The sequence below is a fragment of the Devosia sp. 67-54 genome, assembly GCF_001899075.1.
Taxonomy (GTDB): Bacteria; Pseudomonadota; Alphaproteobacteria; order Rhizobiales; family Devosiaceae; genus Devosia_A.
The window spans coordinates 98,512-121,843 of sequence record NZ_MKVA01000003.1 but is presented as its reverse complement, the minus strand read 5'-3'; the positions used below and the strand labels follow the sequence as shown (position 1 = coordinate 121,843).

Here is a 23,332-nt window from a genome sequence, read left to right as displayed (position 1 = left end):
GCCTTGCGTGGTGAAGTCGGACGGCGCGGTGTGGATTCCCGCTTTCGCGGGAATGACGATGGGAAGATGGGCGGGAGTGACGATGGGGAGGTGGGCGGGAATAACGATGGGGGGCAAGCAACACCCTTTGCGCATGGTCATAGTCCGAGTCTCGTCCAGTATGCCCGATCCTCGATGGCGGCGGCGAGGTCGGCGGCAAGGCCGAAGCTGGGCAGGCGGAGGAAGCCGCGCTTGGGGGCAATCGTCTTGATGCGCACGTCCTTGCCGAAGCGGGCGATCAGGGTTTCGTGCAGATCGCCGAGGGCGTCGACGAGGCCGAGGTCGCGGCCGCGAACGCCGCTCCAGAACTCACCGGTGAACAGCTGGTCGTCGGGCGCCTTGAGCTTGCCGGCGCGGCGCGACTTCACCCAGTCGATGAACACCTGGTGGATGTCGAGCTCCATCTGCTTGATGCGCTCGACGTCCTCGGGCTTTTCGGGAAGGAAGGGATCGAGGGTGGATTTGCTGCGGCCGGCGGTGTGGACGCGGCGCTCGACGCCGAGCTTGGCCAGGGCTCCCGGAAAGCCGAAGCCGGCGAAGATGACGCCGATGGAGCCCACGATCGAGGACGGGTCGGCGATGATCTCGTCGCCGGCGGTGGCGATGAAATAGCCGCCGGAGGCAGCGGCGTCCTCGACGAAGACCAGCACCTGCTTGCCGTTCTCGCGCGCGAGGTCGCGGATGCGCTTGGCGATGAGCCGCGACTGCACGGCGGAACCGCCGGGGGAGTTGACGACGATGGCGACGGTGCTGCCCGGCATGTCGAAGGCGCGCTCGAGCAGCGGCGCCACGGATTCGATATTGATGCGGCCGGGGCGCTGGTCGGCGGCGATGACGCCATGCAGGCGGACGAGCGGAATCACCGGCCCGCCGCGACGGAACGGCCGGGTGACGAGTCCAAGAAATCCGGTCGGCTTGGCCATATGCAGGTCCTGGAAATCCCGCGGGTGATGTAGAGCCGGGGCGCGCCGATTACCAGTGCAGCCGTGCCGTGCCGCGGAAGATGGCCTCGAATTCGGAGCGGAACTGCCGGCCGCCGGGGGTGTGGAGGGGGCGCGAGGCGAGCAGCGTCAGCGGCGCGCGCGAGCCCTTGATGCCGCGCACCAGGATGCGGTGCGCCGGCTCGCTGTCGCGCGGGGTGAGCGGCAGCACGGTCACGGCGCCGAAGCGGGCGGTGACCGAGGCGAGCAGCGCCGGCAGGCTGTCGGCGGTGTGGATGAGGATGAGCTCGCCGCCCGGCGCGGCGTGGGTGGCGGCGGTTTTCACCCAGAGATCGAGCTCGGCGGGCGTCATGTGGCGGGCGGCGGCGCCGCGGGCGGTGGCGCGGGTGCCGCGGCCGGCGGCGAAAAACGGCGGATTGGCGATCACCGAGACATAGGCGTCGGCGGCAAGACCGGCGGCGGCGCGGACGCGGCCGGAGGCGGTGACGTCGAGGCCGAGCGCGCCGGCGCGGCCGGCGAGCGCGTTGCCGGCGATGTTGGCTCCGGCCAGCGCCAGCATGGCGGGATCGGACTCGACCAGGGTGGCGGTGAGCGCGGGGTGATGCGCCAGCGCCACCAGCGCGGCGGTGCCCGCCCCTGCCCCGAGATCGAGCAGCGCCCCGGCGGAATGGCCGACCGCGGCGCCGAGCAGCACCGAATCGAGCCCAGCCCGGAAGCCCTGGGCCGGCTGGGCAATGGTCAGCCGGCCGCCGAGAAAGGCGTCATGTGTGACGTTGCCGCGTTTTACAATCGTTGCGTCGTGGGCTAGGGACATGGCGGTTTCGGGCTGGTTCGGCGCGATCATAGTGTTTTGCGCCCAGGGCTCAACGGGACGGACGGAGTCGATGGCAGGTTCGGCGGCAGCGGCGAAAGAGCAGGACGGCCTCGGGGCGCTCGACCGGCTGCTGGCGGCGACGCAGGCCGAGATGGACAAGGTCAACGCGCTGATCCTGAAGCGCGCCGATTCCCATGTCGAGATGGTGCCCGAACTCGCCCGCTATCTGATCGAGGCCGGCGGCAAGCGGCTGCGGCCGATGCTGACGGTGGCGGCGGCGCTGCTGTTCGGCGGGGCCGAGGGGGCGCAGACCAATTACGCGGCGGCGGTCGAATTCATGCACAACGCCACGCTGCTGCACGACGACGTGGTGGACGAGAGCGATCTCAGGCGCGGCCGGCCGGCGGCGCGCATCATCTGGGGCAACCAGGCGAGCGTGCTGGTGGGCGACTACCTGCTGGGCCAGGCGTTCCTGATGATGGTCGAGACCGGCAAGCTCGACGCGCTCGAGGTGCTGGCCAAGGCGGCGACGGTGATCGCCGAGGGCGAAGTGTTCCAGCTTTCCAAGGCCGGCGACCTCAGCGCCACGCCGGACGATTACGACCAGGTGATCCGCGCCAAGACTGCAACGCTGTTCCAGGCGGCGGCGGAAGTGGGCGCCATGGCCGGCGGCGCCGACGCGGCGGGGCGCGGCGCGCTGCGCGACTACGGCATGGAGCTGGGGCTGGCGTTCCAGTTGGTCGACGACGTGCTCGACTATCGCGGCGAAAGCGGCGCCATGGGCAAGAACACCGGCGACGATCTGCGCGAAGGCAAGATGACGCTGCCGGTGATCCTGACGCTCGCCGACGCCAACCCGGCGGAGCGCGACATCATCACCGCGGCGCTGGGCAAGCCCGATGCGAGCGACACGGCGCTGAGCCAGGTGGTGGCCATCATGACGCGGCACAATGCTTTGGCGCGCACGGTGGACGAGGCCAATGCGCATGTGCGCAAGGCGCGCGAGGCGCTGGCGCCGCTGCCACCGAGCGAGATGAAGACGATCCTCAGCGATATCGCCGAGTTCTACGTCAGCCGGGCGTATTAGTTGCGATGTCCGGGCGGCTGGCGTTTGCCGCGACCGTCATCGAATGGCGCGGGCCGGCACCGTATTTCTATGCCCCGATCCCCAGGACCGAGGCCGAGGCGATCCGCCGGACCGCAAAGCACGTCAGCTATGGCTGGGGCGTGATCCCGGTGGCGGCCGAGATCGGCGGCGTGCGCTTCACCACCTCGCTGTTCCCCAAGGACGGGACCTATCTGCTGCCGCTCAAGGCGGAGGTGCGGCGGCGCTGCGATGTCACGGCGGGGGACGAGGTTCAGGTGACGATGACGGTCGCAGCGCGGTAACGCTTTTCATTCGCGCGCTGTCGGATCAGTCGCGAGAGCGCCTTATCGTCCAACTGCTGAAGGTCACACCCCGAGCAGCGGCGCAGCGGCGACCCAGTGGTCGGGGTAGCGGGTGCGCAGGTCGTGCGCGGCCTGGTGGGCCTGGGCGCCGGAGCCGAACAGGCCGAACACGGTGGCGCCGGAGCCGGACATGCGGGCGAGGATGCAGCCGTCGATGCCGGCGAGCCGCGCCTTGATCTCGCCGATTGCCGGCACCAGCGCCAGCGCCGGCGGCTCGAGATCGTTGCGGGTCTCGTCGAGCCAGAGCGCAAGCTGGGCGGGGCGCAGCAGCGGATCGGGCAGCGGCGGCAGGCCGGGATTGTCGCGCCGCTCCAGCCGGCGGAACACGTCGGCGGTGACCACCGGTACCAGCGGGTTGATCAGCACGGCGTGGCAGGCAGGGAAGGCCTTGAGCGGCAGCACGATCTCGCCGAGGCCGCGCACTTCGGCCGGACGCGAATAGAGGCACATCGGCACGTCGGCGCCCAGCGGGGCGGCAAGGGCGAGGAGGTCGGCGAAGGCGACGCCGCCCTGCCCCATGGCGGCGAACAGCCGCAGCGCCGCCGCCGCGTCGGCGGAACCGCCGCCGAGACCGGCGGCGACCGGCAGGTTCTTTCGGAGCGTGAGGGCGATGCCGGGCGGCAGCGCCGCGGGCCAGCGGGCGCGAAAGGCAGACAGCGCCCGCAGCACGAGGTTGCCTTCGGTGGTGCCGAGCGCCGGGGCGAAGGGGCCGGTGATGGCAAGGCTGTCGCGCGCGGCGGGGCGCGCCTCGAGCTCGTCGCCGATTTCGGCGAAGGCCACCAGCATTTCGAGCGCGTGGTAGCCGTCGGCGCGGCGGCCGGTGACGTGCAGGGCAAGGTTGAGCTTGGCCGGGGCGGCCTCGACCAAAGGCTCGGCCATCGGCCCGGCCGGACTCAGTTGACGGCAGCCGGCGTGGGCTTGGCGTCGTCGGTGACGGGCGCCGAATCTCCCGTGCGGGGCGCGGCATCGAGCCCGCCCTTGAGCTTGGCGGCGACGCGGGCCTTGACGGTGCCATCGGTGTCCATCGAATAGGCGACGTTCCATTGGAATTTCGCCTCGAGCTTGCGCCCGACCTTCCAATAGGCATCGCCCAGATGGTCGTTGATCTCGGGGTCGTTGGGGCGCAGCGTCGCGGCCTGTTCGAGCTGCGTCACGGCGTCGGCGTAGCGGCCGAGGCGGTAATAGGCCCAGCCCAGGCTGTCGATGATGTAGCCGTCATTGGGCGAGGCCTGCACCGCCTTCTGGATCATGCCCAAAGCGCGCTGCAGATTCATGCCTTTGTCGACCCAGGAATAGCCGAGGTAGTTGAGCACCTGCGGCTGGTTGGGGTTGAGGTCGAGCGCTTTGAGGAAGTCCTTCTCGGCCAGCGGGAACTGGTTGGAGCGCTCATAGGCGATGCCGCGCACGTAGTAGAAGCGCCAGTCGGCGGGGGCGGTGCCGCCGGTGACGCCGAGCGCCTTGGTGTAGGCGTCGGCGGCAGCCTGGTACTGCTTGTCGGAGCGCAGCAGGTCGCCCAGCACCGAGATGGCGTCGATGTCGGTGGGATTGGAGGTGACGATGTTGTCGAGCCGGCGGATGGCCTCGGGGCGGTTGCCCATGGCGTCGAGGTTGTCGGCGACGCGCACCACCGCCATGGCCTTCATCGGCGAGCTGGCGGGAATGGCCTCGTAGATGGCGTTGGCCACCTCGTGCTGGCCGGCCGCATCGTAGAGCTGGCCGAGGACGAGCTGGATGGTGTCGTTGCGCGGGTTGAGGTAGGCGCCGAGCCGGAGCAGCACCATCGACACATCGGAGGTGCCGTCGCGGGCGAAGGCGACGCCGACGGAATGGAACATCTCGGCGGCGCCGGCCTGGGCGCTGTCGGCGTAAAGGCCCGGGCGCTGCTTGTTGAGGAGCGCCTGCTTGACCTGGGTGATGATCGGGTGGGCGAGGCCCTGCGCCTCGAACTGGGCGATGGCGTCGAGCGCCTCCTGGGTCTTGCCGGCATTGCCCATGATGCGGGCATAGGCCTCGACGATATCGGGCGTGTAGGGATCGGCGTCGTGGGCGTCGGTGATGTATTTGATGGCGACGGCCTGGCGGCCGGCGACGTCGGCCATGATGGCGCGATGGAAGACGAGGAAATCCTCGAGGCCGCCATCGGCCAGCTTGTCGAGCGATTTGAAGGCGTCGTCGACCTTGTTCTCGCCGGTCAGCGCCCAGGCCTTGAGGATGGCGCCGGTGACGCCCTCGAAGGTCTGCGCGTCGACCTTGTCGAGGTCGCGCACGGCACCGTCGTAGCGGCGCTGCTTGAAGGCCTGCGTGGCGAGCACCAGCTTGGCCATGTCGTTGCCGGGCTCGAGCTCGAGCACGTGCCTGGCCATGTCAGCGGCGGCATCGACCTGGCCGTCGGCGGCCAGCGCGATGAAGGCGTTGTCGACCACCAGCGGGTTGGTCCACTGGTCGGCGGCGGCGTCGCGGAAGAACTGCGCCGCCTCGTGCGTGCGCAGATCGCTCAGCGCCTGGCGGCCGGCAAGATAGTTGCCGGTGGGGCTTTCCGGGCCCTTGAACGGCGCGTCTTCGGCGAGCACGGGCACCGCGAGGACCACTGCGAGCCCGGAGGCCGCGACGAGGCGCGTAAGGATGTTCACGAGGACTTCGATCTCCGGGGAAACGCCGTGGATTGTCGCGGAAAGATTGTCGATTTTGCGACTGCGCCGCAAGGGCGGGCAACCAGATGTGAGGGGCCTAGCGAGTTTTGCCGAGAAGCGCAGCGATGCTGTCGACCGGAAGGAACAGCCGGTTCGGTTTTGTCGGCAAGGGAGAGAAGCCGTAGTGCTCGTAAAGCGCCCGGCGCCGTGCGATCAGCTCGGCATCGCCGTCGTCGAGAATGTCGAGCAGGACTACCGCAATGCCGATGCTCGTCGCCGCTGCCGCAACGCGCTTCAGAGCATCCGCCAATAGCTCGCCGCCATGTCCGCGACCGGCATAGCGTTGATCAACGGCGATCATCGACAGATAGGCGACCGGTATGAAGCCATGGCCGGGACGGGTGCGGGCGTATTTCGCCGGGAGATCGGCATAGGCCACCGACGAGGCGTTGAGCGCGTAAAATCCGATGACCTCGCCTTCCGCCGACGTCATTACGAAAACGCGAAGATTCCCCGCGGAGGCCAACTTGTTGGCCGTCCGCTTGAAGAAATTGTCGACGGACTCGACGCCACAGGAGAAGCCGGCACGATCATGGCGCGCGGTATCCAGAGGCTCGACGAAGACTTTTGCTTCGGCCGGCGTCACCGGGAAACGACGCGCCGGGAATGGCGAGCGAAGGCCTCGATCAGCGCGGGGGTCGGTTCGGGGGGATTGTCGAGGGCGTTGAAGAAGACCTCATAATCTTCCGGCTGCAGCATGGTGCGCTCGTGGCGGGCGATGGTGTTCAACGCAGCGTCATAGGCGGCACTCATGGTGAAGACGGAGTCGTCGACGCCGTTCAGCGCAGCGGCCTTCTGGATCGCCCGCTTGATGTGCGGCTTGACCCGAAAGTGCATGCGTTCGGTGGCTTTTTCCTCGATCTCGGCCGTGATCTTATCGATGGCGTTCATGGCAGCACCTCTTGTTGCATAAATGTACGCTTATCAGGCGTACATTTCAACTACATCCCCATGTAGTTCGGGCCGGAGCCCCCTTCGGGGGGGACCCAGGTGATGTTGCGGGCGGGGTCCTTGATGTCGCAGGTTTTGCAGTGGACGCAGTTCTGGGCGTTGATGCGGAAGCGCGGGGCGCCGTCGATCTCGACGATCTCGTAGACGCCGGCGGGGCAGTAGCGCGGGGCGGGTTCGGCGCCGAAGGCGGGCAGCGTGTCGCGGAGCGGCACGGCGGGATCAGCCAGGCGCAGGTGCACCGGCTGGTCTTCCTCGTGCGCGATGTTGGCGAGGAAGACGGACGAGGCGCGATCGAAGGTGGTCTTGCCGTCCGCCGGCGGGTAGCGCCTCGTGCCGGTGGCGCTGACCGGCCAGAGGGAATCGGCATCGGCCTTCTTGTGGCGCAGCGTGCCGAACGGGGAAAACCGGAAGAGCTGGTTGACCCACATATCGAGCCCGGCGAGGGCGACGCCCAGGGTGCTGCCGAAGCGCGACCAGAGCGGCTTGACGTTGCGCACGCGATAGAGCTCGCGGCCGATGCCGGTGGCCATGACGCGATCCTGCAGATCGGCGAGGCGGTCGTGCGCGCGGCCGGCGGCCAGCGCGTCGGCGACGGTATCGGCCGCGGCGATGCCGGAGCGGATGGCGGAGTGGATGGCCTTGAGGCGCGGCGCGTTCATGAAGCCGGCGGCGCAGCCGATCAGCGCTCCGCCGGGGAACGCGAGGTCGGGGATCGACTGCCAGCCGCCGGAGGTCAGGGTGCGGGCGCCATAGCTGAGGCGGATCGCATCCTTGAGCAGCGGGGCGATGGCGGAATGGCGCTTGAAGCGCTGGAATTCGTCGAAGGGCGAGAGCGTGGGGTTGCGGTAGTCGAGATGGACGACGAGGCCGAGGTAAATCCGGTTGTCGCCGGCGTGGTAGCAGAAGCCGCCGCCCGAGGTGGCGTCGTCGAGCGGAAAGCCGAGATAGTGATCGACCCGGCCGGGCTGATGCACTGAATCCGGGACCTGCCATATCTCCTTGATGCCGAGTCCGAATTTCTGCGGGCTGCGGCCCTCGCCCAGCTTGAAGCGATGCATCAACTGCTTGGCCAGCGAGCCGCGGGCGCCCTCGCCGATCAGGGTGTAGCGGGCGCGGATGCCGATGCCGGCGGCGTAACCCGGCTTGGGCGTGCCGGCATGGTCGAGGCCGAGATCGCCGGTGACGATGCCGGTAACGGCGCCGGCATCGTCGGTGAGCACATCGACGGCAGCGGTCATCGGGAAGATGTCGACGCCGAGCGCCTGCGCCTCGTCGCCGAGCCAGCGCACCAGGTCGCCGAGCGAGGTGATGACGCCGTCATGGGTCTGCATCAGCGGCGGCAGCAGCCAGTTGGGAAGGGTGAAATCGCGGCTGCGGGTGAGGACGTGGAACTTGTCCACGGTGACGGTGGGGCCGACCGGCGCGCCCTTCTGCCGCCAGTCGGGAATCAGCTCGTTCAGCCCGGCCGGATCCATCACCGCGCCGGAGAGGATGTGGCCGCCGATCTCGGGCGCCTTTTCCACAATGGTCACCGTGGTTTGCGGCGATTTCTGCTTGAGCCGGATGGCCGCCGCGAGGCCGGCCGGGCCGGCCCCGACAATGACCACGTCGGTGTCGATGTATTCGCGCTCCGCCACGCTTTGCTCCGTCACTACCCGTCCGGCAGTGGCTGTGACATAACGGGGCAATGTCCGCAAACCCTCCCTTCAGCGAAGCCGAGGCCCTCGCGGCGCTCGACTGGTATCGGGCGGCGGGGGTCGATGTGGCGGTGGGCGAGGCGCCGGTCGACCGCTTCGCGACCTCGGCGGGGGCGCCGCCGAAGCGGCCGCTGCCCACAACCGCCGGTCCGGCGCCGGCCCCTGCCCCGGCCCTGCCGCTCAGCAGCGATCCGAACGAGACGCGGGCCATCGCCGCCGCCGCCACCACGCTCGAGGAGCTCAGGGCGGCGATGGACGCCTATGAGGGCTGCGCCCTCAAGCACCGGGCGACGCAGCTCTGCTTTTCGGACGGCAATCCCGAGGCCGAGATCATGCTGGTGGGGGAAGGCCCGGGCGAACAGGAGGACCGGCAGGGCAAGCCGTTCGTCGGCCGCGCCGGGCAGTTGCTCGACCGCATGCTGGCCGCCATCGGGCTCGACCGCACGAAAGTGTTCATCGTCAACATGGTGCCGTGGCGGCCGCCGGGGAACCGCAATCCGACGCCGGAGGAGCTGGCGCTGTGCACGCCGTTCGTGCACCGGCAGATCGAGCTGGTGCATCCGAAGGTGCTGATGACGCTGGGCAACGTGCCGACGCAGGCGCTGCTGTCGACCAATACCGGCATCACCCGCATGCGGGGCACCTGGAAGACATTGACGGTGGGCGGCTGGACCGGGCCGGTGCTGCCGAGCCTGCACCCCGCCTTCCTGCTGCGCACGCCGGGCGCCAAGGCGCAGGCGTGGAAGGACATGCTGAGCCTCAAGCAGAAAATGGCGTCGGAACGCTCAAGCTGAGCCGTATCAGCGCAATTTTATGAAATTTCTCGTATCTACTTTGGGGCGGATAACGATTGCCCGGCCGCACTATTGGGTTTTCGGTTGAATTATTACGGTTTGGCGCATGCAGCATTTTTGGGGCTTTATAGCACTGATCGTTGTCTATGGCCTTTGTGTGTATGGTCTATATAGCCTGCTGCTGAGGCTGTGGCGACGTTTGCGGGCCCCCCAGAGGCGCTGGTCATATTCCAGGCCCTCCTACCTTCGCCCAGATAGCGTCGAGCAGCTTCGCTGGGTGATGGCCGGATCGTTCGAAACGAAACGCGTCATGTCACTGCCTGAATATCGCGTCTTCCAACAAGTTGAAGTCGAAGTCACGGCGCTAAACAAAGGCTATCGTGTGTTTGCGCAGACCTCTCTGGGCGAGGTGCTGGCATCGAAGGATGATCGTGCTTTCAGAGCCATTAACAGCAAGCGGGTCGATATGTTGGTGATCGGGCACGACGGACGACCGATTCTTGCCGTCGAATTCCAGGGAAGCGGACACTACCAGTCCGACGCGCCGGCGCGCGACGCAGTCAAGAAGGAGGCGTTGCGCAAGGCGGGTGTGAACTATCTCGAGGTGTTCGACAGCGACGAGCCGGAAATGATCCGCAACAAAGTGCGCTCGGCACTGATACGCAAACTCGCTGCCTGAGCAAGGGCCTTGAAGGGCCTGCGAAGCTCAGACAGAACTCGTTTAGGAAAAACGGAACGGGCTGAACGAGTTTGCCGGAATTTGGCCGGTCTTCAACTTCAGGAGCGCATGACGGTGGACCAACCACCGGGTCATTCCCGCGAAAGCGGGAACCTAGGTTGCAAAGCGCGCCTTTGGACAAACAGAGGTTCCCGCTTTCGCGGGAATGACCTTGTGGTGGGTTGGCTTCGAAGGGTCGCGGTTAGCGTATGTCGTCGGTCGTCAAAATCTATGCGCTGTTCCTCGGCTCGGCGCTGCTGCTGTTCGCCGGCGGGCTGCAGGGGCTGCTGCTCAGCGTGCGTGGCGCGGAGGAGCATTTTTCGCTGCTGGCGCTCGGCCTGATCGGCACCGGCTGGTCGGTGGGGTTCATCACCGGCTCGATCACGGTGCCCATGCTGGTGCAGCGCGTCGGCCACATCCGGGCGTTCTCGATCATGGCGGCGATCGGGACCATCACCATTCTGCTGAATCTGTTGTGGATCAACGATATCGGCTGGATCGTGCTGCGCGCCTTCTCCGGGTTCTGCTTTGCCGGCGCGGCGATGATCGTGGAGAGCTGGCTCAACGAGGTGGCCGAGAACAAGAGCCGCGGCACCATCTTTTCGGTCTACACCACGATCAACATGTCGGCCTCGACGCTGGGCCAGCTCGCGATGTCGCTGACCGGCGTCAGCAGCCACATTCCCTTCATCGTCGGCGCCATCAGCTTCATCTGCGCCATCCTGCCGCCGGCGCTGACCTCGACGCCGCAGCCCAAGCCGCTGGCGAGCGCCAAGCTTGACGTGGTGCTGCTGTACAAGACCTCGCCGCTGGCGGTGATCGCGGCGTTCGCGGTGGGCATGGCCAACGGCACGTTCGGCACGCTGGCGCCGGTCTATGGCCACGACCAGGGGCTCGACGCCAAGGGCATCGCCTATCTGTTCGCGGTGACGGCGGTGCTGGGCGCGCTGGCGCAGGTGCCGGCGGGGCGGATCAGCGACCGCATGGACCGGCGCATGGTGATCGTGGCGCTGGGCGCCGTCGCGGCGACGGTGGGCTTCCTGACGCTGCTGCTCAACCCATCGGGCGGCTGGCCGCTCTATGTGCTGTTCGGCCTCTACGGCTTTTCTGCCTACCCGATCTACGCCATCGCAGTGGCGCATGCGAACGACTTCGCCAAGAAGGGCGAGTTCGGACGGGTGGCGGGCGGCATGCTGCTGACCATGGGCAGCGGGCTCGCCATCGGTCCGGCGGTGGCGTCGCTGGTGATGAACCTCTACCAGCCGGTGGGGCTGTTCATCGTCACGGCGACGTTCCACGGGGCGCTGGCGGTGACGGCGTTCCTGCGCATGAAGGTGCGGCCGGTGCGGGTGGGCGGACGCATCCGCTTCCGCGCCATGAACCCGGAGCGCGGCATTTCGCCGGGCACGGTGGCGCTCGATCCGCGCTCGGACGAAACGCAGGAGAATTTGCCGCGCACGGCGCCGGCCGACAGCCTCGCGGCCGAGCAGATCGTGACCACGGTGGAACCGCCGGGCGTCACCATCATCGAGCCCGAGGTGCTTGCCGAGACGGTGGAGGCGGAGAAGGATGCCGCGGCGGAGGCCGCCGCCCCGGAGTCGAAGAAGGATACGCCCGATGTTCAAGTCTGAGCTCGATCCCGACCGGCCGTTCACGCCGCTGTCGATCGCGGTGCTGGCGGTGAGCGACACGCGCACGCTGGAGACGGACACGGCGGGCGCCCTGCTCAAGGAGCTGATGGAGGCCGACGGCCACCGCTGCGCGGCGCGCGCCGTGGTCAGGGACGACATCCAGCAAATCCGGGCGCAGGTGATGGCGTGGGTGACCGACCCCGGGATCGATGCCGTCATCACCACCGGGGGCACCGGATTTTCCGGGCGCGACGTGACGCCGGAGGCGCTGGAGCCGCTGTTCGCCAAGCGGATGGAGGGGTTCTCGGTGCTGTTCCACCAATATTCGGCGACGACGGTGGGCACCTCGAGCCTGCAATCGCGCGCCACCGGCGGGCTGATCGGCGAGACCTTCGTGTTCGTGCTGCCCGGCTCGCGCGGCGCCTGCCGGGATGCGTGGGAGGGGATTCTTCGCGCGCAGCTCGACAACCGCCACATGCCCTGCAATTTCGTCGAGCTGATGCCGCGGCTGGCGGAACGCTAGAGGTCTTGCTTGCGCTCTGGACGATCGGTCGCGAGAGCGTCCGATCGTCCGACCGCTGTCGGGAGCCTCAGGCCGAATGAACCTTTGGCGAGCCGATAAGCAGGCTGTCGAGCGCGGTGAACTGCTCGGGATAGGCGTTGATGGCGCCGGAGGCCATCGCCTCGTCCAGCGCGGCCTCGCTGGGATAGAGGTCGCGCAGGGTGAGATGGGTCTGGCCGTCCCGCTCCTCGAGGGTAAGGGTGGTCACCGAGCCGTCGTCGCTTTCCTCGTTGGTCCAGACGAGACGCCTGGGCGGGTCGACCTCGAGATAGCGGCCGACGAAGGCCATGGGCTGGTCGAAATCGGGGTGGCCCATGACGAAGCGGTAGGTGCCGCCGGGGCGCACGTCGGCGTCGCATGAAATGAAGGTGATGCCGAAGGATTTCGGCGTCCACCATTGCATGAGCAGCGCCGGGGTGGTCCAGGCCTCGAAGACGAGGCGCGCCGGACCGTCGAAAGTGCGGGTGACGACGACCTCGCGGTCGGAGTGGCGGTCGGTCTTGGTGACCGGCCCCTGCGCCTCATCACTCGTCTGCTTTGCGTCCATCGGATGCTTCCTTTTGTTTGAGGTGTTCGACGACCTTGTCCAGCGCCGCGAAGCGGGTGGCCCACATCCGGCGGTAGCGTTCGATCCAGGCCGCCTCGTCCTCGAGACCGCGGCCGCCCAGCTTGCAGGTGCGGACGCGGCCGACCTTCTCGGTGGTCACGAGGCCCGCCTGCTCGAGGACGCTCACATGCTTCTTCATGCCGGTGAGGGTCATGTCGAAGCGCGCGGCGAGCTCGGTGATCGAGGCGTCGGCGCGGCCGAGCTGCTCGAGCACGCCGCGACGCGTGGCGTCGGAAATGGCGGCGAACGAGGCGTCGAACCGGGGGGCCTGATAAAACTGAACCATATGGTTCAGTATCCAATCGACGCATGGATTGCAAGGGGCATTCGGAACACGGCCCCCGGCTCGGCCGTTTCGTCCGCGACAGGAGAGCGAGATGATCCGAAAGCTCAAATCCGGCGAATACAGGCTCTATTCGCGCAAGACCGATCCGAAGACCGGCAAGCGCCGCAACCTCGGCACGTTCGACACGCGCGAGGCGGCGGAAAAGCACGAGCGCGAGGTGCAGTATTTCAAGCGGCATTAGTTGTGGCGCTCTGGACCGAATGAGCGCGAAGGGCGCTCGTTCGGCCAACCGAAGTCTTTTTGCGCTCTGGACCGAATGAGCGCGAGAGCGCTCGTTCGGCCAACCGGAGTCCTTTTGCCTCTGGACCGAGCGGGCGCGAGAGCGCTCGTTCGGCCAACCGCTTGGAGTCCTGACTGCCAAAGGAAGTCTGATGCCTGTTGTGTTCTTGCTTTGTTCTCGTTCGCGTGCTAGTCGTTAAGACCCGTTAACACTGGGGAGAGTCGTCCCCATATCTCGGTCGAGACCCATCATGTCGATCCAGACCGCACCGAAATTCGAGCAGCTCGAAAAGCTCAAGGACACGCGCGATGCCGATCTGATCGGCCGGGCAATGGTCGATCCGGCGCGCAATCGCGGGCGCGGGGCGCAGTCGAACAAGGAAAGCCGGTTCGACACGCAGAGCCGCGAGGCAGTGGACGACGGCTGGGGCCAGATCGAGGACCTGAAGCCGTTCGAGACCATCGAGCACATCGAGCGGGCGCGCAGCATCATCACCCGCAACGAGAGCCCCGACATCGGCTTCGACCGCTCGATCAACGCCTACCGCGGCTGCGAGCACGGCTGCAGCTACTGCTTCGCGCGGCCGACGCATGCCTATCTCGGGCATTCGGCAGGGCTGGATTTCGAGCGGCAGATCTATGTGAAGGTCAACGCGGTGGAGCTGCTGCGGCGCGAGCTGGCCGACAAGCGCTACAAGCCCAAGCCGATCGCCATGGGGACCAACACCGATCCGTACCAGCCGGCCGAGCGCAAGCACCGGCTGACGCGCGGCATCCTCGAGGTGCTGCTGGAGACGCGGCACCCGGCGACGATCGTCACCAAATCGGCGCTGATCGTGCGCGACATCGACATCCTGAGCGAAATGGCAAAGCTCGGGCTGGTGCATGTGGCGCTGTCGGTGACCAGCATGGACCACATCCTCAGCCGCAAGATGGAGCCGCGCGCCTCGACGCCGGAGAAGCGGCTGGAGGCGATCCGGCTGCTGGCGGCGGCGGGCATCCCCACCGGCATCATGGCGGCGCCGATGATCCCGGCGATCAACGACATGGAAATGGAGCGCATCCTCGATGCCGGCGCGGCGCAGGGGGCGCAGACGGCGGGCATGGTGCTGCTGCGCCTGCCCGGCGAGGTGCGCGAGATTTTCCGCGAATGGCTGCTGCGGCATTATCCGGACCGGCTGAAGCATGTGATGTCGCTGGTGCGCGACACGCGCGGCGGCAAGGACTACAACGCAGCCTGGGGCGAGCGCATGGTGGGCGAAGGCGCCTATGCGACGCTGATGCAGCAGCGCATGCGCAAGGCCAAGGAGCGCTTCGGGCTCGACAAGAAATTCCCGGCGCTGCGGACCGACCTGTTCATCCCGCCGCGGCTGGACGACGGGCAGATGGAACTGTTCTGAGGCGGGTGCCGCCGGGAGGATGACAGATGATCGAGACGGTGAACGACGTGCCGCTGTGGGGGCTGCCGGACGCGGGGCCGCCGCTGGGCAGCGAGAGCGACGCCGTCGACATCATCGGGGAGGCGCACCAATTGGGCGCCGCGATGATCGGAATCCCGGCCGGGCGGCTCGATCCGGCGTTCCTGCGGCTGAGCTCGGGGATGGCGGGCGCCTTCATCGAGAAGCTGCAGCAATATGGCTGCCGCCTGGCGGTGGTCGGCGACATTTCGGCGGCGCTGGAGGCGAGCGGGGCGCTGCGCGATTTCGTGCGCGAAACCAACCGGCGCGGCCAGCATCTGTTCGTGCGCGACGAGGCGGAGCTGCGGGCGAAACTGGCGCCCTACCCTCCGCCCCGCAAGTGACGGCCGGCGGAGCGGCGCACTAACTCGCCGGGGCGAGGCGGGTGGGGAGGAGCTCGCCGGCGCGATCGAGCACCGGATAGGCGGCGGCGGCGATGATCAGCGAGTTGATCAGCTTCATGTCGCGCAGCAGATCGAGGTGGATGGCGCTCTGCATGCCCTGCCCGACGCGGTCGTTGCGCATGACGTCGAAATGCGCCGCCACCGCCTCGCGCTCGGCGCGGCGGAAGGTGACCTTCTCCTCGGCGAGCTGGCGGGCGACACGGGCATCCTCGGTCATGAACAGCGAGGCGGCGGTGCGCAAATTGAGCACCAGCCGGTCCATCAGCTCGGCCAGCTCGGCGTCGCTGTCGCCCTTGATCAGGCCACGCTTCAGGCGCTTGGAGACGTGCGGCAGCAGATTGCGGTCGATCACGTCGCCGGCCTGCTCGATGTGCATGGCGAACACCAGGATCTGGTTGAGGCGGCGCTGGTCGTCCTCGTTGAGGCCCTCGGCGTCGATCGAGGTCAGATACTTCTTGATGGCGGTGTTGAGGCCGTCGAGCACGTCGTCGCGGTCGCGCGTCTCCTCGATCAGCTTGCGGTCGTTCTTGACCAGCGCGTCGTGGGCGCCGTGCAGCATCTGCTCGAGCACATCGGCGAGGCGCAGCGCTTCGCGCGCGGCGCCGCCGAGCGCCACCAGCGGCGTCTCGCGCGCGGCGCGGTCGAGATAGAGCGGCGCGGCCGGATCGGCGGCGGGCTGCGCCGGCAGCAGCCTGTCGAGCAGCCTGCCGAAGGGGGTCAGCAGCGGCAGCGTCAGCAGTGCGAACAGCAGGTTGAAGCCGAGGTGGAAGGCGGCGACGGCGTGCGCCGGGCTCAGCAGGCCGGCCGACCAGTTGGCGAGCGGGCCGACGAAGGCCAGCGTCAGGGCCACGCCGGCGATGCGGTTGGCGAGGTTGCCGAGCGGCAGGCGGCGGGCCTCGGGCGTCGCGGCGCCGGCCTCGAGCAGCGGGTTGATGGCGGTGCCCAGATTGGCGCCGAGCACGCTGATGAAGGCGACGTCGAGCGGCAGCGCGCCGCGGCTCGCGAGCGAGATCACCAGCAGCACCACGGCGACGGAGGAATGGACGCCCCAGGCGGCGAGCGCGGCGAGCACGAAGCCGAGCGCCGGCACGGCAGCGACGATGCCGATGGCGGCGCGGAAGGCCACCGCGTCCTCGACGCCGGTGAGGATGCCCAGCATCTGGTGCAGGGCCAGCAGCATCAGGCCGAGGCCGATGAGGGCGCGGCCCAGATCGTGCACCAGCGCGTTGTGGGTGCGGCGGAACATCAGATAGCCGACCAGCACCAGCACGGGCGCGGCGGCGGAGACGTCGAAAGCGAGGACCTGGACGATGAGGGCGGTGCCGACATTGGCGCCCAGCATCACCGCCATGGCCGGCAGCAGCGCCACCATGCCGTTGGCGGTGAAGCTCGCGGCCATCAGCCCGGTGGCGGTGCTCGACTGCAGCAGCAGCGTCAGCCCGATGCCGGCGAAGAACGCCTTGGTGCGGTTGGACAGCGTCTGCCCGAGGATTTGGCGGAGGCGGGGACCCAGGGCGCGTTGCACGCCCGTTTGCGCCATATGGGTGCCCCACAGGAACAGGGCGATGGCGCCGGCAAGGCCTAGGACGGCCAGGGTGAAGTCCATTTGGTCGACTGCTCTCCTTGTGACTGCGCGCGCGGCCCGACCGGACCGCGCGACTCCCCGCGACTGTCATTAAACTGTCATAATGCGCTCGAAATCACTGGTGTCAAAGGAGTTTTTCATGAACTCCCAGCAAGCTTGCGCATCGGGGCCAAACTCGGATGCTGGCGACATGGTTCCGAAAGCCGATTCGCCGCCCCTGCCCCCGCCCAGCCTGCGCTTCGAAAAGCGCGCGGTGCGGCGTGGCGCGACGCTGGTCGCGGGGGTCGACGAAGCCGGGCGCGGACCGCTGGCCGGGCCGGTGGTGGTGGCGGCGGTAATCCTCAACCGGCGGCGGATTCCAGACGGGCTCAACGACAGCAAGCAGCTCAGCGCCGATCGCCGCGCCGAGCTGTATAACGAAATTCTAGACAGCGCGACAGTGTCGGTGGTGGCGGCGCCGACGACGATCATCGCCGAACTCAACATCCTGCATGCGACGATGTGGGCGATGCGGCGGGCGGTGCTGGGCCTGAGCCTTGTGCCCGACCACGTGCTGATCGACGGCAACACCCTGCCCAAGGGCATGCCGTGCGCGGCCGAGGCGGTGATCGACGGCGACGCGCTCAGCCTCAGCATCGCGGCAGCCTCGATCGTCGCCAAGGTGACGCGCGACCGCATGTGCGAGATCATGCATTGCGAAGAGCCGCAATTCGGCTTCGACAGCCACAAGGGCTATTCGGCGGCGGCGCATTTCGCAGCGCTGGACGCGCACGGACCGGGCCGCTTCCACCGCATGGATTTCGCGCCGTGCATCGAGGCGGAACGGCGACGCGGGATGCGGGCAGTGGCGGCGTAGATCGGGATTTTAGTCGTGCGGCGACGGAGACGCTGGCCGTCGGCGCCGAGCCTGGAACTACCCCTCCACCACGCTTCGCGTGCTCCCCTTCCCCCGCGAACGGGCGAGGAGTCCTGACTGCAGGCCCGGTAACGTCTTGCTAACCCTCTGGTTTAAACCGGCTTTAACCCTGTGGCCGGTACAAGTGGCGCGTTAGTGCTGCGTTAGGGTTACGAATATGTTGCGGACCGCGCGTATGGCCCAGTCGGCCGATGCGGAACGAGCGTCGCTGCCCGTCGACACCATCCTGGTCGGCGACTGCATCGCTCACCTGAATGCCTTGCCGGCCGGCTCGGTCGATCTCGTCTTTGCGGACCCTCCATACAATCTGCAGCTCGAAGAGGGCCTGACCCGCCCGGACCAGAGTCCTGTCGACGCCGTCGACGACGACTGGGACAAGTTCGAGAGCTTTGCCCATTACGACCAGTTCACGCGCGCCTGGCTCGCCGCGGCGCGGCGGGTGCTGAAGCCCAATGGGGCGATCTGGGTGATCGGCAGCTACCACAACATCTTCCGCGTCGGCGCGACGCTGCAGGACCTCGACTACTGGCTGCTCAACGACGTGATCTGGCGCAAGGCCAATCCGATGCCGAATTTCCGCGGCACGCGCTTCACCAATGCGCACGAGACGCTGATCTGGGCGGCGCGCGACAAGAAGAGCCGCGTCACCTTCAACTACGAAGCGATGAAGCAGGCCAATGACGACACGCAGATGCGGTCGGACTGGCTGTTCCCGATCTGCACCGGCGGCGAGCGGCTGACCGATGCCGGCGGCGACAAGGTGCATCCGACGCAGAAGCCGGAAGCGCTGCTGTTCCGCATCCTCAATGCGACGACGAAGCCGGGCGACGTGGTGCTGGACCCGTTCTTCGGCACCGGCACCACCGGGGCGGTGGCCAAGAAGCTCGGCCGGCACTTCATCGGCATCGAGCGCGACACCACCTATGTGGCGGCGGCGCTGCAGCGGCTTGCCGCGGTGCGGACGCTGCCCGGCGAGGCGATCGAGACGGCGGTGCCCAAGCGCGCCGCGCCGCGCGTGGCGTTCGGGTCGCTGGTCGAGATGGGGCTGATCGCGCCGGGCACCGAGCTCTATGACGGGCGCCGGCGCTGGTCGGCGCTGGTGCGCGCCGACGGCTCGCTGAGCTCGGGGCCGCATCAGGGTTCGATCCATCGGGTGGGGGCGCTGGTGCAGGGCGCCGAAGCCTGCAACGGCTGGACCTTCTGGCACACCAATTCCAACGGGCGCCTGGCGCCGATCGACGCGCTGCGGACCGACGTCCGGCAGCAGATGGAGATGCTTTCCGCCTGAGCTCGAGACCTCCAAGTCTTCAGGCGCAATTTGCCGCCGGTCCAGAACGGGCCGGCGGCATTTTTCTTGCGCCGGGGGCATGGCGGGTGTAGCTCTCGCATTAATAAACCGAGTCTATCTCTATTAATTCGATGGCGCGTCCCTTCAAGATCGACGAACACAGTGCGCGGCGGAACGAAATCCTCGATGCGGCCCTCGGGCTGGTGCTGAGCAAGGGCTACGAGCGGATGACGGTGGCCGACATCAGCGGCGAACTCGGCATCTCGAGCGGCGCGTTCTACCACTATTTCGGCTCGAAGCCGGGGCTGCTCGACGCCATCGTCGAACGGATGCGGGCGGTGTCGGAGCCACTGCTGGCGGCGGTGGTGAACGATGCGGCGCTCGGCGCCATCGCAAAGCTGCAAGGATTCCTCGATGCACTCGACGCCATTCGGCTGGAGCGGCGGGCGCTGGTGGTCGAGCTGCTGCGCATCTGGCAATCGGACGACAACGCCATCGTGCGCGCCCGGCTGGAGACGTCGACCCTTGGCTGGCGCGCCGAGCTGGTGACGCAAATCGTGCGGCAGGGCGTGGCCGAGGGCGTGTTCTCCCCCGCCCATCCCAAGCGGTGCGGCGAGATCGTGATGGCGCTGCTGCAGGCGATGGGCAACGCCCACGCCACCGAGATGCTGTGCTTCGGCGGCGGCAAGACCGGCGAGCCGGAGTTCACCGAAGCGGTGGTCGCGATCCACGATGCGTACCTGGATGCGGTCGAGCGTGTCCTCGCGGCGCCGGCACGATCGCTGCGCCGCACCGATGCGGAGGCGGTGCGCGACTGGTCGAGACTGCTCAAACCCGGGAGACGCTAGAATGCCGCTCTTCTTGCGGACGCTGCGCAGCGCGGCGATCGGCCTGGTGATCCTGGGGCTGCTGCTGTTCGTGCCGGCGGGCACCCTCGCCTACTGGCCCGGCTGGGCATTCATCGTGGTGTTCACCGTGATGACCAATGCGATCGGGCTCTATCTCGCGATCAAGGACCCGGCGGCGCTCGAACGGCGGGTGAAGTTCGGCGCGACGCAGGAGACGCGGCCGATCCAGCGGCTGCTGATCGCGCTGGCGACGCTGTCGCTGGCCGCCACGCTGGTGGTTTCGGCGCTGGACTGGCGACTGGGCTGGTCGGCGGCGCCGCTCTGGGTGGTGGTGCTGGGCGACGCGCTGGTGGCGGGCGGGCTCTATCTCACGCTGGTGGTGCTGCAGCAGAACAGCTTTGCGGCCTCAACGATCGAGACGATGGCGGGGCAGAAGGTCATCTCGACCGGACTCTACGGGCTGGTGCGGCATCCGATGTATCTGGGCGCGCTGATCATGACCGTGGGGATGCCGCTGGCGCTCGGCTCGTATTGGGGCCTGCTGGTGCTCGTGGTGGTGGTTCCGGTGCTGATGCTGCGCATCGGCGACGAGGAGACGATGCTGCTGGGCGAATTGCGGGGCTATGCCGACTACCGGCAGAAGGTCCGCTTCCGGCTGATCCCCGGCCTATGGTGAGCCGCCGAGCCCGGCGGTCGCCAGCGCCTTCCTGAACACCGTGGGCAGGGCTTCGGCATCGAGCTCGGCGGGGTCGGCCCACCAGCCGTCGGCGAGCAGCGCCGGGTCGGGGATGGTGGCGGACCAGATTTCGAGTTCGAGCCGGAAATGGGTGAAGACGTGCACCACCTGGCCGCGATGGGCCCAGCGGGCCTTCAGCGGGAAGCGCGGGTCGGCACGCTCGGCGGTCCAGTCGGAGACCGGTGGCTCGGTCATCTGCGCCAGCAGGCCGTGGCCGGCGCGGGTACGCAGGAACACGTCGCCATCGGCATCGAGCATGACGAAGGCGTGGCCGTAGCGGGTGGGGCGCTCGGGCTTTTCGAGTTTTATGGGAAAGGCGAGCGGATCGAGGCGGCGGCCGGCGCAGCCTTCGCTCAGCGGGCAGAGAAGGCAGTTGGCGGCGCGCGGCGCGCAGATCGTGGCCCCGAGGTCTATCAGCGCCTGGGCGAAATCGCCGGCGCGGCCGGGGACGGCGGCCTGCACGGCGGCGCGGATCTGCTCCTTGGCCTCGCTCACCGGCGTGTCGAGGGCGAGGTAGCGGGCGAGCACGCGCTCGACATTGCCGTCGACCACGGCGATGCGCTCGTCGAAGGCGATGGCGGCGATGGCGGCGGAGGTATAGGGGCCGACGCCGGGCAGCGCCTGAAATTCGGCCGCGGTGGCAGGGAAGCGGCCGGCAAAGCGCTCGACCACGGCTCTGGCGCAGGCGTGCAGGTTGCGGGCGCGGGCGTAGTAGCCGAGGCCGGCCCATTCGACCAGCACCGCCTCGAGCGGGGCGGCGGCGAGCGCCGTGACGGTCGGCCAGAGCGCGAGGAAACGGGCGTAATATTTGCCGACGGCCGCGACGGTGGTCTGCTGCAGCATGATCTCGCTGAGCCAGACGCGGTAGGGATCGGGCCGCACGCCCTTGGCGCGGTCCTCGGGCGACACCCGCCACGGCAGGATGCGGGCATGGCGGTCGTACCAATCGAGCAGCGCCGCGGCGTCGAGCGGCTTTGACTGTTGCGCGGCGGCGGCATTTGGCATGATGGGGGTGTGAACCGGCGGCGCGCCGCACGCAACGAGATTTGTTTGGCCCAAAAGAGCAAAGACCCCGGCGAGCCGAAGCGGCTCAATCGCGCCGTCGGCCTCAACGACGCGCTGAAGGGCGTGCTCGACAGCGCGCTCAAGAAGCGCGGCTTCGCCACACGCGACCTGATCACGCATTGGGCGACGATGGCGCCAAAACCGTATGACCAGGTGGCCGTGCCGGCCGAGCTCAAATGGCCGCGCGGCGCCGGACACGAGGGGGCGACGCTGTATCTGCGCTGCAAGCCCGGCCATGCGCTGGGGCTGGCGCATGAAGGCGCCCGGGTGGCGGCGGCGGTGAACCGCTATTTCGGCTATTTCCTGGTGCGCGAGGTGCGGCTGTCGGCGGAGCCGTTCACCGAAGGTTCAGCCGCCAAACCCAAGGATCGGCCGCGATCGCCCGAGGCGAGCCGACAGGCCGGCGCCGCGGTGGCGGAGGTCGGCGATCCCGGGCTCAGGACCGCGCTCAAGGCGCTGGGCGAGCAGGTTCTGGCCAGACGCGCGCGCTAGAGGCTTCGTTTGCCGCGTTTCCGGACGCGGAAAACCGTGGCCACTTTTCCCCGAAACGCTCGAAAGCGTGAGCAAACCTTACTGTTTCGACACTTGCCGGGCGGAAGCGCCTGTGTAACGTGCCCGGCAAAACAAGGAGCAAGCCGTGATCTTCAACCGCCGTGAAACCTTGACCCTGGCCGCCGCCGCGACCGTCGCGGGCGTCGCCGGCTTCCCCAGCCTCGCCGCCGCCAAGGACGGCGACACGATCGATCTGCTCAAGCTGATGAATCCCAAGGGGATTCCCGACAAGGTGGACGGCAATCCGGACGCCAAGGTGACGTTCATCGAATATGCGTCGCCGACCTGCCCGCATTGCGCGCTGTTCTCCAACACGGTGCTGCAGCCGTTCAAGGACAAATACGTCAAGACCGGCAAGGTGAAGTTCATCCTCAGGCCATTCGCCCGCAACACCATGGATGCGGCGATCTTCATGCTGGCCGAGGCGGCGGCGCAATCGGTCGAGGCACAGTCGGCGCCGGCCAATGCCAGCTCGTCGGCGGCCTCGAGTGCCGAGGCGTCGTCCAGCGCGGAGGCTCCGTCGAGTGCCGAGGCCCCGTCGAGCGCGGAAGCCTCGTCGAGTGCCGAGGCGGCGTCGTCATCGGCCGCGCCCGCCGCGCCGGCGACGCCCGTGAGCTATTCCCCCGCCGCGATCGACGCCTATGAGAACGTGATCGCGACCTTCTTTCGGACGCAGAACACCTGGGGCGTGTCGGACAAGCCGCTCGATGCGGTGAAGGCGGTGGCCTTCCAACTCGGCTTCACCGAGGACACGTTCAACGCGGCGCTGAAAAACCAGGACTATTTCAACGCCATCGAGAGCATGCGCGACCAGGCGATCAACGATTTCGGGCTCGAGGGGACGCCGACCTTCTACGTCAACGGCAAGCAGCTCACCGGCGAAAAGACCATGGAGCAGCTCGACGCCGAGATCACGCCGCTGCTGTAGTTTCGTGCTCCGGCCGATCGATCCCAGGAAGGATCGCTCGGCCAACCGCTGGTGTAGGAGTCCTTTTGGGCTCCGGCCGAACGATCCCAAGAAGT

26 protein-coding genes are annotated in these 23,332 nt (G+C 67.9%); 15 read left to right on the top strand and 11 right to left on the bottom strand.

All coding sequences use genetic code 11. The features are described from left to right. Nucleotides 1–137: 137 nt before the first annotated feature. Nucleotides 138–962 (bottom strand): S49 family peptidase, encoded by an 825-nt coding sequence (locus BGO82_RS03190; protein ID WP_291304102.1) that lies wholly within the window; start codon nucleotides 960–962, stop codon nucleotides 138–140. 49 nt (nucleotides 963–1,011) lie between these two features. Then, a complete protein-coding gene (locus BGO82_RS03185; protein ID WP_291304101.1) occupies nucleotides 1,012–1,794 on the bottom strand; it encodes a methyltransferase in 783 nt (260 codons plus the stop codon). A 70-nt stretch (nucleotides 1,795–1,864) separates the two neighbouring features. Between BGO82_RS03185 and BGO82_RS03180 the strand changes: the two genes are divergently transcribed. Continuing rightward, complete coding sequence (locus tag BGO82_RS03180; RefSeq protein ID WP_291304100.1) at nucleotides 1,865–2,881, top strand: polyprenyl synthetase family protein; 1,017 nt, start codon at nucleotides 1,865–1,867, stop codon at nucleotides 2,879–2,881. A 5-nt stretch (nucleotides 2,882–2,886) separates the two neighbouring features. Beyond that, nucleotides 2,887–3,183, top strand: coding sequence for a DUF1905 domain-containing protein (locus BGO82_RS03175; protein ID WP_291304099.1), 297 nt, complete (start codon nucleotides 2,887–2,889; stop codon nucleotides 3,181–3,183). 63 nt (nucleotides 3,184–3,246) lie between these two features. Here BGO82_RS03175 and BGO82_RS03170 read toward each other — a convergent pair whose 3' ends face one another. The 5 genes from BGO82_RS03170 to BGO82_RS03150 all read right to left on the bottom strand — a co-directional run bounded on the left by BGO82_RS03170 (nucleotide 3,247) and on the right by BGO82_RS03150 (nucleotide 8,521). After that, the gene (locus BGO82_RS03170; RefSeq protein ID WP_291304098.1) at nucleotides 3,247–4,122 is read right to left on the bottom strand and encodes a 4-(cytidine 5'-diphospho)-2-C-methyl-D-erythritol kinase; all 876 of its coding nucleotides are present in this window, start codon (nucleotides 4,120–4,122) and stop codon (nucleotides 3,247–3,249) included. 14 nt (nucleotides 4,123–4,136) lie between these two features. Beyond that, nucleotides 4,137–5,873, bottom strand: coding sequence for a tetratricopeptide repeat protein (locus BGO82_RS03165; RefSeq protein WP_291304097.1), 1,737 nt, complete (start codon nucleotides 5,871–5,873; stop codon nucleotides 4,137–4,139). Between the two features lie 97 nt (nucleotides 5,874–5,970). Continuing rightward, nucleotides 5,971–6,519, bottom strand: coding sequence for a GNAT family N-acetyltransferase (locus BGO82_RS03160; protein WP_291304096.1), 549 nt, complete (start codon nucleotides 6,517–6,519; stop codon nucleotides 5,971–5,973). After that, on the bottom strand, nucleotides 6,516–6,824 hold the full coding sequence (locus BGO82_RS03155) for a DUF1778 domain-containing protein (RefSeq protein WP_291304095.1): 309 nt from the start codon (nucleotides 6,822–6,824) through the stop codon (nucleotides 6,516–6,518). Before BGO82_RS03155 ends, BGO82_RS03160 begins: the two co-directional genes overlap by 4 nt. A gap of 50 nt (nucleotides 6,825–6,874) precedes the next feature. Further along, nucleotides 6,875–8,521: an electron transfer flavoprotein-ubiquinone oxidoreductase gene (locus tag BGO82_RS03150; RefSeq protein ID WP_291304094.1), complete on the bottom strand. Its 1,647-nt coding sequence runs from the start codon at nucleotides 8,519–8,521 to the stop codon at nucleotides 6,875–6,877. A 50-nt stretch (nucleotides 8,522–8,571) separates the two neighbouring features. Between BGO82_RS03150 and BGO82_RS03145 the strand changes: the two genes are divergently transcribed. The 4 genes from BGO82_RS03145 to moaB all read left to right on the top strand — a co-directional run bounded on the left by BGO82_RS03145 (nucleotide 8,572) and on the right by moaB (nucleotide 12,247). Next, nucleotides 8,572–9,375 carry a uracil-DNA glycosylase gene (locus tag BGO82_RS03145; RefSeq protein ID WP_291304093.1) on the top strand — a complete coding sequence of 268 codons (804 nt, stop codon included), beginning with the start codon at nucleotides 8,572–8,574 and terminating at the stop codon, nucleotides 9,373–9,375. A 310-nt stretch (nucleotides 9,376–9,685) separates the two neighbouring features. After that, nucleotides 9,686–10,054: a DUF2726 domain-containing protein gene (locus BGO82_RS03140; RefSeq protein WP_291304092.1), complete on the top strand. Its 369-nt coding sequence runs from the start codon at nucleotides 9,686–9,688 to the stop codon at nucleotides 10,052–10,054. Between the two features lie 248 nt (nucleotides 10,055–10,302). Continuing rightward, nucleotides 10,303–11,724: an MFS transporter gene (locus tag BGO82_RS03135; RefSeq protein ID WP_291304091.1), complete on the top strand. Its 1,422-nt coding sequence runs from the start codon at nucleotides 10,303–10,305 to the stop codon at nucleotides 11,722–11,724. Beyond that, a complete protein-coding gene (moaB, locus tag BGO82_RS03130; RefSeq protein ID WP_291304090.1) occupies nucleotides 11,711–12,247 on the top strand; it encodes a molybdenum cofactor biosynthesis protein B in 537 nt (178 codons plus the stop codon). Before BGO82_RS03135 ends, moaB begins: the two co-directional genes overlap by 14 nt. A 67-nt stretch (nucleotides 12,248–12,314) precedes the next feature. On the opposite strand, the gene BGO82_RS03125 is transcribed toward moaB, so the two are convergent. Together BGO82_RS03125 and BGO82_RS03120 are read right to left on the bottom strand one after the other, a co-directional pair. Then, nucleotides 12,315–12,833 (bottom strand): SRPBCC family protein, encoded by a 519-nt coding sequence (locus BGO82_RS03125; protein ID WP_291304089.1) that lies wholly within the window; start codon nucleotides 12,831–12,833, stop codon nucleotides 12,315–12,317. Further along, nucleotides 12,811–13,179, bottom strand: a complete 369-nt coding sequence (locus tag BGO82_RS03120; RefSeq protein ID WP_291304088.1) for a metalloregulator ArsR/SmtB family transcription factor — start codon at nucleotides 13,177–13,179, stop codon at nucleotides 12,811–12,813. Before BGO82_RS03120 ends, BGO82_RS03125 begins: the two co-directional genes overlap by 23 nt. Nucleotides 13,180–13,270: 91 nt before the next feature. Here BGO82_RS03120 and BGO82_RS03115 point away from each other — a divergent pair, with 91 nt between their 5' ends. From BGO82_RS03115 to BGO82_RS03105, 3 genes are all read left to right on the top strand, one after another. Next, nucleotides 13,271–13,420: a hypothetical protein gene (locus tag BGO82_RS03115; RefSeq protein ID WP_146289574.1), complete on the top strand. Its 150-nt coding sequence runs from the start codon at nucleotides 13,271–13,273 to the stop codon at nucleotides 13,418–13,420. A 289-nt stretch (nucleotides 13,421–13,709) separates the two neighbouring features. Continuing rightward, nucleotides 13,710–14,858, top strand: a complete 1,149-nt coding sequence (locus BGO82_RS03110; RefSeq protein WP_291304087.1) for a PA0069 family radical SAM protein — start codon at nucleotides 13,710–13,712, stop codon at nucleotides 14,856–14,858. 26 nt (nucleotides 14,859–14,884) lie between these two features. Continuing rightward, a complete protein-coding gene (locus BGO82_RS03105) occupies nucleotides 14,885–15,259 on the top strand; it encodes a DUF4180 domain-containing protein (RefSeq protein ID WP_291304086.1) in 375 nt (124 codons plus the stop codon). A gap of 19 nt (nucleotides 15,260–15,278) precedes the next feature. Here BGO82_RS03105 and BGO82_RS03100 read toward each other — a convergent pair whose 3' ends face one another. Continuing rightward, nucleotides 15,279–16,925, bottom strand: coding sequence for a Na/Pi cotransporter family protein (locus BGO82_RS03100; RefSeq protein WP_291304085.1), 1,647 nt, complete (start codon nucleotides 16,923–16,925; stop codon nucleotides 15,279–15,281). 169 nt (nucleotides 16,926–17,094) lie between these two features. Here BGO82_RS03100 and BGO82_RS03095 point away from each other — a divergent pair, with 169 nt between their 5' ends. The 4 genes from BGO82_RS03095 to BGO82_RS03080 all read left to right on the top strand — a co-directional run bounded on the left by BGO82_RS03095 (nucleotide 17,095) and on the right by BGO82_RS03080 (nucleotide 20,632). Next, nucleotides 17,095–17,760: a ribonuclease HII gene (locus tag BGO82_RS03095; protein ID WP_291304084.1), complete on the top strand. Its 666-nt coding sequence runs from the start codon at nucleotides 17,095–17,097 to the stop codon at nucleotides 17,758–17,760. A gap of 235 nt (nucleotides 17,761–17,995) precedes the next feature. Further along, nucleotides 17,996–19,108, top strand: a complete 1,113-nt coding sequence (locus tag BGO82_RS03090) for a site-specific DNA-methyltransferase (RefSeq protein WP_291304083.1) — start codon at nucleotides 17,996–17,998, stop codon at nucleotides 19,106–19,108. Between the two features lie 131 nt (nucleotides 19,109–19,239). After that, on the top strand, nucleotides 19,240–19,956 hold the full coding sequence (locus tag BGO82_RS03085) for a TetR/AcrR family transcriptional regulator (protein ID WP_291304082.1): 717 nt from the start codon (nucleotides 19,240–19,242) through the stop codon (nucleotides 19,954–19,956). A 1-nt stretch (nucleotide 19,957) separates the two neighbouring features. Beyond that, nucleotides 19,958–20,632 (top strand): isoprenylcysteine carboxylmethyltransferase family protein, encoded by a 675-nt coding sequence (locus BGO82_RS03080; RefSeq protein ID WP_291304081.1) that lies wholly within the window; start codon nucleotides 19,958–19,960, stop codon nucleotides 20,630–20,632. Here the strand turns inward: BGO82_RS03080 and BGO82_RS03075 are convergent. Next, nucleotides 20,624–21,697 carry an A/G-specific adenine glycosylase gene (locus BGO82_RS03075; RefSeq protein ID WP_291304080.1) on the bottom strand — a complete coding sequence of 358 codons (1,074 nt, stop codon included), beginning with the start codon at nucleotides 21,695–21,697 and terminating at the stop codon, nucleotides 20,624–20,626. The two genes, BGO82_RS03080 and BGO82_RS03075, sit on opposite strands and share 9 nt — an antisense overlap. Nucleotides 21,698–21,742: 45 nt before the next feature. Between BGO82_RS03075 and BGO82_RS03070 the strand changes: the two genes are divergently transcribed. Together BGO82_RS03070 and BGO82_RS03065 are read left to right on the top strand one after the other, a co-directional pair. After that, nucleotides 21,743–22,249 carry a DciA family protein gene (locus BGO82_RS03070; RefSeq protein WP_291304079.1) on the top strand — a complete coding sequence of 169 codons (507 nt, stop codon included), beginning with the start codon at nucleotides 21,743–21,745 and terminating at the stop codon, nucleotides 22,247–22,249. A 145-nt stretch (nucleotides 22,250–22,394) separates the two neighbouring features. Then, nucleotides 22,395–23,237: a thioredoxin domain-containing protein gene (locus BGO82_RS03065; RefSeq protein WP_291304078.1), complete on the top strand. Its 843-nt coding sequence runs from the start codon at nucleotides 22,395–22,397 to the stop codon at nucleotides 23,235–23,237. Nucleotides 23,238–23,332 lie beyond the last annotated feature (95 nt).